This is a genomic window from Paenibacillus sp. 37, assembly GCF_008386395.1.
Classification (GTDB): domain Bacteria; phylum Bacillota; class Bacilli; order Paenibacillales; family Paenibacillaceae; genus Paenibacillus; species Paenibacillus amylolyticus_B.
In genome coordinates this window covers 217,942-233,015 of sequence record NZ_CP043761.1, presented here as the reverse complement: position 1 = coordinate 233,015, position 15,074 = coordinate 217,942, and the positions used below count along the sequence as shown (strand labels likewise).

15 protein-coding genes are annotated in these 15,074 nt (G+C 46.0%); 7 read left to right on the top strand and 8 right to left on the bottom strand.

The features are described 5' to 3' along the window. Positions 1-14: 14 nt before the first annotated feature. From F0220_RS01095 to F0220_RS01065, 7 genes are all read right to left on the bottom strand, one after another. The gene (locus F0220_RS01095) at positions 15-971 is read right to left on the bottom strand and encodes a ring-cleaving dioxygenase (protein ID WP_091012084.1); all 957 of its coding nucleotides are present in this window, start codon (positions 969-971) and stop codon (positions 15-17) included. Positions 972-1,115: 144 nt separating this feature from the next. Beyond that, on the bottom strand, positions 1,116-1,343 hold the full coding sequence (locus tag F0220_RS01090; RefSeq protein WP_105602330.1) for a DUF896 domain-containing protein: 228 nt from the start codon (positions 1,341-1,343) through the stop codon (positions 1,116-1,118). Positions 1,344-1,592: 249 nt separating this feature from the next. After that, a complete protein-coding gene (locus tag F0220_RS01085; RefSeq protein WP_105602256.1) occupies positions 1,593-2,630 on the bottom strand; it encodes an SPFH domain-containing protein in 1,038 nt (345 codons plus the stop codon). Between the two features lie 46 nt (positions 2,631-2,676). Next, entirely contained in the window at positions 2,677-3,480 is an 804-nt protein-coding gene (locus F0220_RS01080; RefSeq protein ID WP_091012081.1) for a TPM domain-containing protein, read from the bottom strand. After that, positions 3,477-4,508 carry a TFIIB-type zinc ribbon-containing protein gene (locus tag F0220_RS01075; RefSeq protein ID WP_036616300.1) on the bottom strand — a complete coding sequence of 344 codons (1,032 nt, stop codon included), beginning with the start codon at positions 4,506-4,508 and terminating at the stop codon, positions 3,477-3,479. Before F0220_RS01075 ends, F0220_RS01080 begins: the two co-directional genes overlap by 4 nt. Positions 4,509-4,576: 68 nt before the next feature. Further along, the gene (locus tag F0220_RS01070) at positions 4,577-5,278 is read right to left on the bottom strand and encodes a PspA/IM30 family protein (RefSeq protein ID WP_149846238.1); all 702 of its coding nucleotides are present in this window, start codon (positions 5,276-5,278) and stop codon (positions 4,577-4,579) included. Positions 5,279-5,506: 228 nt separating this feature from the next. Continuing rightward, positions 5,507-5,725 carry a hypothetical protein gene (locus F0220_RS01065; RefSeq protein WP_105602258.1) on the bottom strand — a complete coding sequence of 73 codons (219 nt, stop codon included), beginning with the start codon at positions 5,723-5,725 and terminating at the stop codon, positions 5,507-5,509. A gap of 231 nt (positions 5,726-5,956) precedes the next feature. Between F0220_RS01065 and F0220_RS01060 the strand changes: the two genes are divergently transcribed. The 7 genes from F0220_RS01060 (at position 5,957) to F0220_RS01030 (ending at position 13,977) form a co-directional block, all read left to right on the top strand. Further along, positions 5,957-7,639 carry a sigma-54-dependent transcriptional regulator gene (locus F0220_RS01060; protein ID WP_105602260.1) on the top strand — a complete coding sequence of 561 codons (1,683 nt, stop codon included), beginning with the start codon at positions 5,957-5,959 and terminating at the stop codon, positions 7,637-7,639. 166 nt (positions 7,640-7,805) lie between these two features. Next, positions 7,806-8,792, top strand: a complete 987-nt coding sequence (locus F0220_RS01055) for a 2-keto-3-deoxygluconate permease (RefSeq protein WP_105602261.1) — start codon at positions 7,806-7,808, stop codon at positions 8,790-8,792. 93 nt (positions 8,793-8,885) lie between these two features. After that, positions 8,886-10,181, top strand: coding sequence for a four-carbon acid sugar kinase family protein (locus F0220_RS01050; RefSeq protein ID WP_105602263.1), 1,296 nt, complete (start codon positions 8,886-8,888; stop codon positions 10,179-10,181). Further along, positions 10,178-11,179, top strand: coding sequence for a 4-hydroxythreonine-4-phosphate dehydrogenase PdxA (pdxA, locus tag F0220_RS01045; RefSeq protein WP_105602264.1), 1,002 nt, complete (start codon positions 10,178-10,180; stop codon positions 11,177-11,179). The genes F0220_RS01050 and pdxA overlap by 4 nt, the downstream gene beginning before the upstream one ends. Positions 11,180-11,484: 305 nt before the next feature. After that, positions 11,485-12,051, top strand: a complete 567-nt coding sequence (locus tag F0220_RS01040) for a TetR/AcrR family transcriptional regulator (protein WP_105602266.1) — start codon at positions 11,485-11,487, stop codon at positions 12,049-12,051. Positions 12,052-12,172: 121 nt separating this feature from the next. Beyond that, a complete protein-coding gene (locus tag F0220_RS01035; RefSeq protein ID WP_105602268.1) occupies positions 12,173-13,294 on the top strand; it encodes an ABC transporter permease in 1,122 nt (373 codons plus the stop codon). Beyond that, positions 13,294-13,977, top strand: coding sequence for an ABC transporter ATP-binding protein (locus F0220_RS01030; RefSeq protein WP_105602269.1), 684 nt, complete (start codon positions 13,294-13,296; stop codon positions 13,975-13,977). Before F0220_RS01035 ends, F0220_RS01030 begins: the two co-directional genes overlap by 1 nt. 135 nt (positions 13,978-14,112) lie before the next feature. On the opposite strand, the gene F0220_RS01025 is transcribed toward F0220_RS01030, so the two are convergent. Further along, positions 14,113-15,036 (bottom strand): helix-turn-helix transcriptional regulator, encoded by a 924-nt coding sequence (locus F0220_RS01025; protein WP_105602271.1) that lies wholly within the window; start codon positions 15,034-15,036, stop codon positions 14,113-14,115. Positions 15,037-15,074 lie beyond the last annotated feature (38 nt).

Below are 15,074 nucleotides of genomic sequence, written 5' to 3'. Positions count from 1 at the left end.
ATCAATATAGTAATTTATTTCGCAGTTGTAGCAGGTTCGAGTGTTCTTACCACGATTGGTTGCAGATTGTCCTCAATTTGAGGGCGGTATTTCTCAAACCACTCTGGCAGCATCAATTTTTGTCCGAGCGAATCAGCAGGTTCATCTTTGGCAAAGCCCGGAGGATCGGTAGCAATCTCGAACAGAATGCCGCCAGCTTCTCTGAAGTAAATTGCGTTAAAGTACTGACGATCCCGAACTGGAGTCGGTTGGTACCCGTAATCACGTACAGCTTCACTCCACTGTGCATGTTCCACGTCATCTGTGGCGCGCCATGCAATATGATGCACCGTTCCAGCTCCACCCATGCCCAGAGGTATACGGGTTACCGGAACATCCACAACATTACCGATGTCTCCACTCGACCGGAAACGGGCATACTCTTCATTTTCACCCACTTTGACAAATCCCAAAATTTTCTCAAGCGCATCCATCGTTCTCTGCGGGTTTACACTGAACAGGACAGCACCGCCAAAGCCTTTAATCGCTTGATCTGTTGGAATTCCTTCGTGAGCCCAAGTGCTGGTTGCTCCCTCTTCCCGTTCCACAAGCTCAAGCCGCAAGCCTTCGCTATCTTCGAATTGAAGCAGCTCTTCATTGAAGCGACTTGTTTTGGTTACCTCAATGTTATACTGTTCCAGCCGATTCTGCCAGAAGCCAATCGACCCAGGAGGAATGACATAGGAAGTGATGCCGACCTGACCTCCGCCAATTTTCCCCCGTGGTGATCCAGCGGATGGGAAGAAGGTAATGATGGTACCTGGGCTTCCGTGCTCATCGCCAAAATACAGATGATATACATCAGGTGCATCGAAATTGATTGTTTTTTTCACCAGACGAAGTCCCAGAACTCCGGCATAAAAATCAACGTTGGCCTGTGGATCTCCTGCGAAAGCTGTAATATGGTGGATACCTGCTGTTTGAATAGTCATGATTAATTCCTCCTTGGTTTGGTAAGCATGTTTTGGATTGAGTAGGTGTTAGAGATAATTTGATAAATGAGATAATTGAGATCGCTGGTTAATTTATAGTAAGTTTATATTATCTTTAAATTAAGATATATGTTCGTTTAAAGCCTATTTATTATTTTGAGAAGCCTGTTCTTGTTTCAATTTATCAGGAGTCACGTCATCGCCGTTCGGATCATAGATGGTTGCATTCAAGAGAATGTCATTGACCGAACCGCGAAAAGTTTGCAGATATTCCTGGCGAAGATTAACCCGTTCCTCTTTCTCCATCTCCGTCAATCCGCCCTCTTTGGCTTTTCTTGCAAGTTCATTTATTCTGGTCAATGTTGGGATCATCATCTTGATCGCTCCTCATGTAATGGATTAAAGATATTTGTTTGTGGTTGTTACTTATATTCAAATTAAATATCTTAATTTAAAGATAAATGATTTGTGATTGGTTGTCAACTGTTTTATCAAAACTAAAATAAATGAACTACCTCCCTGCTCTTAACCCTGTTGCTATAACTATGATTCCAAACAAAAAAGGGCTAGCTCCGCAGTAACTTCACTTCTACGGACCTAACCCTACATGTATTCATTTCATTAGGCCAGCTTTTGACCACAGTTCGGACAGAAGTTGGCTCCTTCATTCTTGGCTCCACAGTTCGGACAGAAGTTAGGCTTCTTGTTGCCCTCTGTAGATGAGGAGTTACCTGAATCACCGTTGCTATTTCCTGCTGGTTTCTGGTCCGCGTTCTGATTCTGAGACGAATTGGCATTATTGTTCTGGTTCTGGTTCTGGTTCATGTTCTTCATCATTTCATTGGCCATGTTCATGCCCATCATCATGCCTGCCATATCCGAGGCCGCGCCGCCGCCCTGTACTTTACCGGATGAGATACCGTCTGTCATGCTGACCTGCTGATACTTTTGCAGATTACCAATCATCTCGTGCGAAGCGGTCTTTGTAATCATATCCTGAATCTCTTTTGGATAGTTGAAGCTCATCACTTGGAAACCGGTAATCCCAATTCCGATGTCCATCATCTGCATATCCAGATCTTCCTGAATCCCCTTGGCAATATCCGATGCATTGGCCTGCAGGTTGAACATATCCTTCCCTTCGCGGCTAATCCACTTCATTAGAAGCTGATCCAGCACGGATGTGATTCGGATTTTGACATCCTCCACCAGATAACTCTGCTTGATGCCTGCAATCTTATCAATCAGGGTCACATAGTCACTTACTTTAAAATTAAATGTACCGTTGGCCCGAATCGGCATCCCGCCCGGGAGTTGTGGTGTTGGAATCAACACCGGACTTTGTGTGCCCCAGCGCACGGTGAACTCTTTTGTGTTTACAAACAAGACTTCGACCCGCATGCCGCTGTTGAATCCAAATTTGAATCCTTTTAATGTAGAAAGGAATGGAATGATCTCGGAATCGATATTAAATGATCCTTCGTCCTCGAAAATCCCTTCCACTTTACCGTTATTCAGGAAAATGGCGTCCTGACCAGAACGGATGATAAGTTTACTCCCCTTCTTGATCTCCCGGTTGCTCCATTTCCAAAATATCATGTCATCTCTGAACTCTTCCCATTCCACCACATTCGAAAATTGATTTTTGAAAAATCCCATATTCGTTTCCATCCCTTCTATTTAACGTACTCCGATTATTCCTTTATTAAAACGACCCTCTACTCCCACTGTGTGAATGACCGCCTCGCGATGTACCTCCACCGCCGCCTCCGCCTCCATTGTTATTGTTCTTCTCAATTTTGCGCTTGGTTACGGTCGTACGGATATAACGATCCTGCCGATCAATTACACTGGAATTACTTGAATCCTCATAAGTCGCACGATTGACCGTGACACGCCCCCCGGAACGATAGGTCATCATGCCAACAACAATACCGCCCAGTACTACCGATACTCCCAACTGAAACCAGCCGTTGAACAAAATATTGTTCGGATTCACACCCGGTTCGTACCCCATATATTTGTAAGAGAGCTCAATATATTTCTCAAATGCGAGTTTATAGTCCCCACTGGATAACTCAGAGGTAATCCGGTTACGGATAGAATCCAGTCGCTGATCACTCAGGTATTCTTTTGCCTTATAAAATCCCGCCAGATACACTTCTCGATTATTCATATCCATCGTTAAAATGACAGCATTGCCAAATTTCTTGTCGTACCCTAGCTCCTGCTTATCATAAAAATCTTCAGTTAAGAGCACGATATCCTGATTCTCAGCATTATTTGTTGTCAAAATAACAAAGTCCGTCTGCCGTTCCGCGCCATACTGATTCGCAAGTGCATTCAGCTCAACTTTATCCTGCTCACTCAGCAGGTTGGCCTCATCGTAGATGAGATTTTTGTTCTCCGCTGCGGATGCCGAAGACATGGGAATCAACGGAGCAACAAGGGTGATCATAAGTAAAATGAGCGTAGCCATCACGACGACCAGAGGAGTTCTTTTTCTCATAAGAATCCACCTCCCATCATCCAGGAGACCAGCTTCAGTGACAGCAACGAGACGGCAGATACTCCTGCGAACCATCCAGCGACTTTGGCTTTGCTGATCGGCGGTTTGCCGACCACTTTCCCTGTCTGACCATTCATGGCAAAGGTATACTGTGCCCGATTGTAGTCATAGTTGACCATCCACACCGGGAGCAGCACATAGTCTGCATTTTTGAGCGTAGTATCAATCTGTTTGTCTGTGTAGCTCACGCTGGTATATCCGGATACAGTTGAGGCAATATAAGAATCAATGTACGATCTCGTTTTATCCTTGGCCCGTGGAAAAAGTTCCTCGTCTGTATAACTGTATTTTTCCGCAATGTACCCCGCCAGATACGGGGTCTTGAACAATTTCAGCTGGTTATATGGGAAAGGCTCCAGCTTATCCATCAGTTCATCCTTCATTTTCTCCGATGCATCAATGGGCAGGTTCACGTAATTCAGCCGAATCCGGCGGTATATATCGAAATGCTGTGTTTCCGTGTAATGGTAGTCGCCCTGGGTGTAGGATCTGACCTTGGTGCCACGACCATGCACTTCGATTTTGTTATGTAACTCGTACAACCAGAACGGCACGTACATGCCGGTAATGCTCTGAATCCGATCGGCGGACATGAAGCCACTTGGCGTTAAGAGGCCATTTTTGCACCACTTTTTGAAAGCCTGTTTGGCTTGATCCTTGTTGATTGAAAAGGGAATCACCATCGCGGGGGCTAGATTGCCCGTCAGCCGATCACTGAGTACAACCGCTGCACCGCAGAAACTGCATGTCGTCGCACTGGTCTCCGGTTCTGTCACAATGTCAGCTCCGCAGCTGTTACAGTGGTATTCTTTGACCTCATTTTCGGTGAATACTTGTCTCTTCAAGGGATCGGGGATCTGCTCTATGTTGTCCTGGCGGCCGCAGCTGGGACAGGATAATGCACCTGACACACTGTCAAAGATCATGCCACTGCCGCAGTTTGGACATTTATATTCAATAACCGGCATCTGCTCACCTCAATGTTAACGAAATATGATTCTTTTCTGTCCTCTACGTTGTAGTGTGCAAGTTAAACTCACTTCCTCAACTTCTCCTGAATCGCTGCGAGTTCTTCCTCTGCACTTGGCGACGCATTCTCATTATTACCCGCATCTGCGTTCATGTCCCTCTCCAACTGGGCAATTAATTCGTCCAAATCATCTTCCTGTGCCCCAGCGCGAAGTTCTGCCAAAGCCTCTGCTTCATTTAACGCCTGGTTCGCCTTGTCTTCCATGGCTTTCAATGCAGCATCAGCTCTGCCCGTAGATGCATTCCGTTCATTGGCCTGTTGCTGCGCCTTCGCATCTGCCATGCGACCTTTCAGCTCTGCATGCCGTGCTTCCAGTTGTCCCAGATCTGCAACCAATTTATCATTCATATGCTTCATCATCTTGGCTTTGGCTGAAGCCCGTTCATAGGCAGCCTGTAATTCGTTCAATTTGTCAGCCAGCTTCACTTTCTTCTCCAGAAAATTACGTGCCTTGTCTTCGTCTCCGGACTCCGCCGATTTCTCTGCGTACCGCTGTAACTTTTTGACCTCGGCGCTGCACTCATCCAGTGCTCGCTTCGCCCGGCTCTCGTCCGACAACACCGCCGTCGTCTCGGCCTTCACCTGACCCAGATCACTGCTCAGGTTGCGCATATACTCATTCACGCTCTTCTCCGGGTCTTCCGCCCGCGACAGCATGTGGTTCACATTGGCCTTCATCACGTCTCTAAACCTCGATAAGATTCCCATTACGTGTTCCTCCTCCGAAAAGTTCATATGTATACTATAATACATGAATACGCCCACATACGTTTCACATTTCACGATTGCAACTGGTGTCCATACGATCCAAAGTCAGATAGTAATGGAGTAATAAAAGAAAAGACGAACACCTATAGTGTCGCCTTATAACCCTGTATAAACACAAAAAACTTAAGTACTAACCCTTTGCCCGCAATCCCCAAATCCCAACCTAATCTATGGCTCAACCGGAAGGCTCTCCACCGCGGTGAAAAACACATCCAACAGCTCAACATTGTACACTGTGCGAATGTATTCTTCGATCTGGGTTAACTCTTCTTCCCGTTGATATTCCAGACATGGACGGCCCTCACTCCACAACACCCTGCACGAGAACTTTGCGACAACATCCTTAATGATGTGATCGGGCTCAGCTACTTTATGAATGTCTCCCATATAAAACTCCTCATTTCTCTATACTTATCGTGTGTGCAATTATTCATTAATTCTGAAATAGTTAAGGATTCGATTCAGTGCACTTCATCACATTCCACGCGGAGGGTTATATCGACATACTACACAGGCATTCTGCACACATTAACAGTGACCTGTCCCCCCATAGGTGCCATCCCTTCACAAGTTGGCTATAATAAGGGGATCAAAGTTTTCTATAAAGGCAGGAAAATTATGCGTACACGAGTTCACTTTATTGCTCCCTACGAATCGATGATTCCTATTATACAAGAGTGTATTCCTCGTTTTCCCCAGTTAACCATTCAGACAGACGTGGGCGACTTGGCAAAAGGCGTGGAGCTAGCAACTCAAGCTGAGAAAAACGGTGCAGAGATTATCATCAGCCGCGGCGGAACCGCCCAACTCATTAAAAAAGCAGTGACCATTCCCGTCATTGATGTGCAGTTATCGGGTTATGACATGATTCGTTCACTTACCCTGGCAAGCCAGTTTAACGGCCAAACAGCGATTGTTGGTTTCTCCAACATCACCTCTGGTGCACAATCGATTATTGATCTGATGGATCTGCCTCTCAAGGTCTATACCATACATAGCTCGGAAGATGTGGCACGGTTGCTCTTGGAGCTGAAAGCTTCCGGTTACCGCCAGATTGTCGGAGATGTGATCACCGTCAACACTGCGAAGACTTATGGTCTGGAGGGATTGTTAATCCAATCCGGTCAGGAATCCATCCTTAGAGCGATGGAAGATGCGCAGCTGGTCTACCGTTATTTGAGCAAAAATCATGCGATATCGATCATACTGAATGACCTGGTTACACGGGAACATCCGAATTTGCTTATTTTAAATGAACGGAATGAAGTCGTATTCGAGAACCTGACTGATTTCGAGAAAAATCCACTGACCGATAATCACATGTATCTGACTAACACGAGTCTGGAATTCCACCAATCCCAGGTCCAAAATGTGTTCATGGTGGACGATTACCAGCTCACGGTTAACGCCTATGAAACGACCCTGGACAACAAGAACTACAAGGTATACATGCTGGAAAAAGGACAACCCTATGCCTTTGCACAATTCGGCATAACAACGTTCACGGATGCATCGATGGAGCCTATCGTTGCCGAATCCCCTGCCATGCAGGCGGTATTGAAGAACATTCGGGCACTTTACGAGAATCATGAACCGATCTATCTGCGGGGTGAAGCGGATTCCGGTAAATCTTTTCTGGTCAAACATATTCATCAGATGTACGCCGGTGGCGGACTGTTATTACAGATCGATCTCTCGCAAGTGCCTTCCGGTCATTTGCACAAGATACCACTCGCCAAGGTTCGAAATGTAGAGATTAACCACATGGAGACACGTGTGGAAGATCCGGAGTTGCTCTCCTTTATCCAGAGCTGCCTTCATAACCGGATTGGGGTGTTTATACTCGGGGAGCAGGCATTGCCCCCCCTGTGGTCACTCGATCTGGAGCTTAATACAATTATGATGCCTAATCTTGCGGATAGACCAGAAGATCTGGCTCCACTGATGCAGCATTTCCTTACGGGGTACTACCACAAATACGGAACTACTGCGGTGAGAATAAAAGAAGATGCACTACAGCTAATCCAAGATCAGATCACACATATGAATGTCAACCAGTTGAAACATCTGATTAAGCAGGCTGCACTTAATGAACAGGAATATATAATCACCACGGCTACCTTATCCCGCTTGCTCGATCAGCAACCTTCTTCTAGTCCAATGAAGTTGAACGGCACCCTGAAGGAGATCGAAAAAGAAGTTATTCAGATTGTACTTCAGGAGGAAAACAACAATCAATCAAAGGCGGCAGAGCGCCTGGGGATTAACCGGGCCACATTATGGCGTAAACTTAAAGATTAACTTTAAGTTTACGTCTTTTTTATCGTCTTGTTGTGTTGCATTTTTAAACACTTTATTACTCATTTAAAATTTACAATAATTTATTGTTGCTATATTAAACAATATGGGATAATATAATCCCTGCAAGCGCTTCATAAAAACGATTACTTCATAAGGAGCTACTACTATGAACATTAAAGCAACTTTAGATCGCATCCCTGGCGGTATGATGGTCGTTCCCCTGTTACTTGGTGCAACCATTAATACATTTTTCCCGAATGCCCTGCGCATTGGCGGATTCACGGAAGCCCTCTTCGTTAACAGTGCCAGTACGTTGATTGCGCTGTTCCTGTTAATTGCGGGTACACAGATTACGTTCAAAACGGCAGGTTCATCTGTCGGCAAAGGTTTAACCTTGCTTACGTTCAAATGGGTGATTGGTGCAGGCCTTGGTTTTATCGCTATTTTGTTTGCGGATTCAAGCGGTTTATTCCTGGGTCTGGCACCACTTGCCATTATCGCTGCAATGACCAACTCTAACGGTGGTCTGTACATCGCACTCGCTGGTCAATACGGTAAAGAAGATGACAAGGCAGCTTACCCGTTCCTCGCGCTTAGCGATGGTCCGTTCCTGACCATGGTAGCGCTCTCGATCTTTGGTGCAATGGGCTTTGCGAACGGCATGTTCTCACCGATGGCATTCGTTGCTGTATTGCTTCCACTCATCGTTGGTGTCATTATTGGTAATCTGGACCGTAATCTGGGGGATTGGCTGTACAAAGGCAGTGACAAACTTGTTCCGTTCTTTGCATTCTCCCTGGGTATGGGAATCAATTTCTCATCCATCATTCAAGGCGGACTAGGTGGCATTCTCCTCGGTGTTCTGACCGTGCTTCTCACAGGCGGAATCGGATATCTGGTGTTCAAAGCCATTGGCTGGAACCCGATCGTTGGTGCTTCCGAAGGTTCAACAGCCGGGAATGCGGTAGGTACACCCGCTGCCATCGTGGCTGCTAATGCTTCATTTGGCCCGATTGCAGAGATTGCTACTGTGCAAATTGCGGCGAGTGTTGTAACGACAGCTATCCTGTTGCCAATCTTCATCGGTTTCCTCTCCAAACGACTGGAGAAATCAGGTGGCGTCGAGAAATACAATCAACGACCAACCACATAAATGGTTATCACCTGATCCGATATGCTTAATCTGTGCTAATTGATGATCTGACGGACTTATTATGACATTTTGCTTACAAGGAGGGATGACTGCATGAAATTAGCTATTATTGCAGATGATTTGACCGGTGCCAATGACAGCGGGGTGCAGCTTGCCCGTCATGGCTTGAAGACCAGTGTTCTTTTTAATATGAATGAAGAACCTCTTACACATTACGATGCTGTCGTCTTTGATACAGATAGTCGTTCCATATCCCCTCAGGAAGCATATGACCGTGTATATCGGGCTGCTGAGTTGCTGACGAACAACGGATTTGAGACGATTTTCAAAAAAATGGACTCCACCATGCGCGGCAATATCGGCATCGAGATTGATGCTGTGTATGATGTAGTTAAGCCTGATTTTATGATGATTGCTCCAGGATATCCGAAAAATAACCGGACTATTCTGAACGGAATTCATTACCTGAACGGCGTCCCGCTGGCAGATACTGAAATTGCTCATGATCCGAAGACACCTGTTACGATTTCCTACCTTCCGGACTTGTTGAAACTACAGACCAAGTACGAAGTTGGCGAGATCACCGTCGCAGATCTGGAAGCCGGGCAGAATCATATTCGCACCAAGCTGGAGCACTTGAAAACAAATAACATTCCGTATGTGATGGTGGACTCCACCGAAGAACGCCATCTGGAACTGATTCTGCAGATGACCCGCGAGTTGGATTATACCTTTACTTGGGCAGGTTCGGCCGGCGTTGCCAATTACCTCCCTGCGCATTACGCGTTGGAATCCAGGGCTGCTTCACTTGATATCCCGGAGAATTCCGGTCCAATCCTTACGGTGGTAGGCAGCGTGAACAAAAACTCCCGTGAGCAGCTGCATCGCTTGATGCGCAATTCTCGCGTGGCTTCCGTATCCTTCCATTCCTTCAAAGCGGTATCCGCAACCGCAGACCGCGCGGAAGAGATGGAACGTGTCTATAACGAGGTCCGAGACAAAGCGCTGGAAGGACAAGATGTTGTCCTCTACTCCACCGCTGAACAGGTGGATATCGAACTGGCACGGGCAACGGGCGAAATTCGTGGTCTCAATCACACGGAAGTCAGCAACGAGATTGTACTTGCGATGGGTGAGATCTGTGCCAGACTGCTGGAAGAGGGACTTTTCAAAGGGGTATCCATGACTGGCGGCGATACGGCAAAACAAATCTGTTTGAAATGGAATATTAGCGGCTTCGAGCTGCTGGATGAGCTTGAGATCGGCGTGCCGATTTCCAAGTTTATAGGCATTGATGATCTGCATGTGATTACCAAAGCAGGCGGATTCGGCAAACCAGATGTCTTTATCCATGCGATTCAAAAATTAAAAGGAGGTATTCTTGTATGAAACCTACAATAGGAATTACGATGGGCGACGCAGCAGGTATTGGACCGGAGATTATTATGAAAGCACTGGGTCATCAAGAGATGTATGATCAGTGCAATCCACTCGTGATCGGTGATGCGAAGATTCTGGAGCGCGTACTGCCGATCATCGACTCAAGTCTGAACGTTAACGCGATTCAAGAGCCTTCCGAAGCCAAGTATGAATTCGGTACTGTAGATGTGATTGATTTGAACCTTGTCCCTGCGGACTTGGAATACGGCAAAGTATCTGCCGTGGCTGGGGATGCAGCATTCCAGTTTCTCGCCAAAGCCATTGATCTCGCCAAAAAACACCAGATTCACTCCATCTGCACAGCACCTTTGAACAAAGAAGCCTTGCATCAAGGGGGGCACCTGTATCCAGGACACACCGAAATTCTGGCGGACCTGACGGATACACAGGACTTCTCGATGATGCTGACAACGCCTAATCTGAGAGTCATTCACCTGACGACACACATGGGTCTGATTGATGCCATCGCGAGTATCAACCCGGAAAGAACCTACACCGTTGTGAAGCTTGCCCATGATACGCTGAAAAAAGCAGGCTTTGAGAATCCGCGCGTAGCCGTATGCGGAATCAATCCTCATGCCGGAGAGAACGGACTGTTCGGCAACGGGGAAGAAGAAGGAAAACTGCAGCCCGGCATTGAGCGTGCGCAGCAGGAAGGCATTAACGTCGTTGGTCCACTCCCGGCGGACACACTCTTCTTCCGCGCTGGCCGCGGAGACTTCGATATTGTGGTAGCCTGCTACCACGACCAAGGCCATGCGCCAATTAAGGTAATGGGCATCGAGGAAGGCGTGAACATCACCGTTGGTCTGAAGGGCGGCATCATTCGTACGTCGGTTGACCACGGTACAGCCTTCGACATCGCAGGTAAGAACATCGCCGATGACAAAAGCATGCTGGCTGCCATCCGCTCCGCCATTGAGCTGGCACCGAAGGATCAGGGATAACACCAAGATTCATCCGGTACATGCGTAAGTCTGATCGTAAGATCAATTGCAGATGTATCGGTATATCGTCGATATTCGATGAATAGAAAGAAAAAGGCAAACCCTTGTAAGTTCAAGGGTTTGCCTTTTTGTATATGTTCACCCATTTATTCAGACCAATCGTCTTGGTTGGTATTATGGACATCAAACATATGCTAAACTGATCATAATAAACAAGGGAAGTGTAGAACTCCTGTAGACCTAAAGTACAACCTCGATTACGTGAAGTTCGCACTAACTTTAAATGAGAAAAAGGAAGAGATTCAATGGGAAGAAAACAATCTTTTACCGAAACAGAGCTACTGGATACGACCAAGAAATTAATTCTGGAGCATGGCTACGACGGTTTTCATCTTAAGCTGCTCTCACAGCATCTATCTGGAGCCCGGAGCACGATATATCAATATTACGCCAATAAAGAAGAGATTGTTGCTGCTTGTATGAAGCGTGTAATAGCAACCGTGTTGGAGAATTCATTAGCCGTTGATGAGACTGATCCCATGGATGCTCTTGAGCAACTGCTTCTGATCTACGCAGAAGAATCGACGCTCCATCAACTTCTGGGAGATGCCAGTAAAATTAATACGACTAATTCTGCTGCGGCAGCGAGAGATCTTGAATTTATTGAGGAAGCACATAAGACCCTCAAAATTCAATTATCACGCTTATTTGGACGTGCACAGCAGGATCAGGCCCTCCGGCAAGATATCCCTCTACCTGTACTTGTTGGTGTATTCTTCAACTTAATTAATACGCCTAACATGATGAATATCCCTACGCCTGATTGGGGAAAGCTGTTGTTCCAAATGTGGATCGGAGGAGCCAAGAGCTAACTTTGTTCTTGGATTCAATTTGACACAAGTGTCATTTATGTCGTTTAATAATGAAGACAGCGTGGCCGCGCATCTAATTTGACACATGTGTCAAAAAAAGAGAGAAGGAGTTGAACAGATCATGTTTTTAGCGATGAAGGAGTTAATGCATAGTAAAATGAAGTTTTTGATGATTATCATTATCTTCGTACTCATGGCTTGGTTGGTATTTATTTTATCCGGTCTGGGGAATGGATTGTCCACGCTAGCCGCATCAACATTCAAGACCATGAAAGCTGATTATGTCATCTTTGAAGAAGGGGCTCAGTCTTCCATGAGCAAGTCACTGCTGTCAGATCAACTGGTGGCGAAGGCGGAACAACTTCCTAATGTGGATGCTGCATCACCTATGGGAAGTACGATGGCAACAGCAATGAAAGAGACGAGTACCAAGAATGAAGATAAAGTCGATATAGCGATTATAGGAATTAACCCAGGAAGCTTCCTGGAACCAGCTATTGTAGAAGGTGAAAACCTGTCTTCCGAAAATCCCACCGGGGTGGTTGTGAATTCGACCCTAAAAGATGAGGGCTATAATATCGGGGACACCTTTCAACTGGATGGCACGACGGAATCATTGACCATTATCGGATTTGTGGAGAATCAGACCTATAACCACGTTGCATCCGTATTTACCCCGATGGCTGAATGGCGGAAGATTGCCTTTGCGGCTCCAGGTTCAGATAAAGGAATTGCCGGACCGGTTAATGCGATCATGTTACAAGGCGAAAATATTGATCCAGCAGCTATAAATAAAGAGTTAGCCAGTACGGATACAGTTACCCGGTCGGAAGCTGTGCAAGGCATGCCAGGATACAAAGAAGAGAACGGAACGATTCTGATGATGCTTGCATTTCTGCTCGCGATCTCTGCATTTGTACTCGGGGTATTCTTCTATGTCATTACGATGCAAAAGACCAACCAGTTCGGCATTATGAAAGCGATCGGTGCCAGCAACCGTTTCTTGGGAAAAGCCATTATCTCGCAAGTGTTTGTACTTTCGCTGACTAGCATTGTTGTTGGAATCTTGCTGACTTATGGGACAGCAGCAATTATGCCAAAAGGAATGCCATTTAAGCTGGAAACCAGTCTTGTCTTCAATTATTCTATTATCCTGCTGGTTATCGCTATGTTAAGTTCATTGGTATCTGTTCGCAAAATTACAAAGATCGATCCGCTTAAGGCGCTCGGGAGGGTTGAATAATGAGTAAGGGATTGCACATGCGGGAAGTCACCATGTATTATGCCGAAGGAAATAATCGGATCACCGCGCTCGATCATGTATCCATATCCGTGGAACCGGGGGAGTTTGTTGCTGTCGTTGGACCTTCTGGTTCTGGTAAAAGTACATTCTTGTCTATTGCTGGGGCTATGCTGAAAGCCTCCGAAGGAGATATTCAACTAAACGGAAATCATATTTCGAAGCTTACGGAGAAAGAGCTATCTAATATACGGCTGCAAGAAGTTGGATTTATTATGCAATCTTCCAATCTAGTTCCCTATCTAAATGTTCTCGATCAACTGCTAGTTGTAAAAAGAATGGCGGGAACGGTCAAAAAAGAGGATAAGGCATTTGCCACCAAGCTGCTGGAAGAACTGGGGCTGGGTTCGAAGTTAAAAAGTTTTCCCGAAGAGTTATCCGGTGGTGAGAAACAACGGACAGCCATTGCGCGTTCTTTAATGAATAATCCCAACATCATCTTGGCCGATGAACCAACCGCCAGTTTGGACACCAAACGAGCCCATGAAGTGGTTAGTCTAATCGCGCAAGAAGTGAAATCACGCCAAAAAGCAGCCATTATGGTTACCCATGATGAGCGCATGCTTGAATATTGTGACAAAGTATATCGGATGTATGATGGCGGTTTGTCCCTAGCTAAATCATAAAATAGATGGACCCAACCCTATACCATGTCTTAGCTATTATTTTCATAAAAATCTCCTGTCCAGAAAAATAGCCCGTTAACTAGCAATTTAAGCCTGTCCATCACTCCGCTTATTATCTCACGCTAGGCGCTAACGTCACTCGGGTCTTTCACCCACAAGCATCATTTCATGTTTGCTCTGCGATGGTCTGCTCCGTCGATAGGCACTTGGTGACATACCGCTCTGTTTGTTGAAGATGCGATTGAACTGGGAAAAGCTGGAGAACCCGCACTGTGCAGCAATGTCCGTAATTTTTTCACTCGAATTCAGCAGCAATTGCTGGGCATTTCGAATACGGGTCATCTGCACATACTCCGTGAAGGTAAAACCAGTGACCCTGTTGAATTGGCGGGACAAGTGGTGGGCACTTACATAAAACCGCCTGGACACCTCGTCCAAAGATAAATCCTGCTGATAGTGGCTGTGAATATAGGATGCAATGGCATACATGCGCCGGGACATCGATGATCCTGTCTCTTCTCGCACATACCCGTTCTCTGCTGCGTAACGATGAATTGCACATAGAAATTCTACAAATTTATGATGGATCACAACCGGTTGAAGCGTAGATCGCTGCTGGGATATGGCAAAAATATCATTGATGGGCGCGAGGATTTCTTTGCGCCGTTCTTCCGGGAAGCGGAAAATCGGAACCTCTTCATCAAAAATGGAGAATAGTTCATTGTAACCGTTCTCAAGTCCTGGCATATGGCGAGGCATCGCAAAATTAATCATCAACCGTTTCGGCGGTGTACCTTTCGGATACTGCGTCTTATGCAGCAAAGAAGGTCGCAGCAGCACGATATCCAATGGCTGAATCTCATATAAACTGCCTTCAATAATATGCGCAGCCGTACGATCCAGAAGAATACAGACTTCATAAAAATCATGAAAGTGCTGAAACTCCATATTCAGGTCATGAGAACGCTCGTCATAGTCCAGATGATAAAAGAGTTCGTCTCCAGGCTGATTGACATGGATTACATATCCCTGCTCGTATGTCAAAACGGATGTTGTCATGGACATGCCCCCTATCCCGATACTAATGATTTTATTTT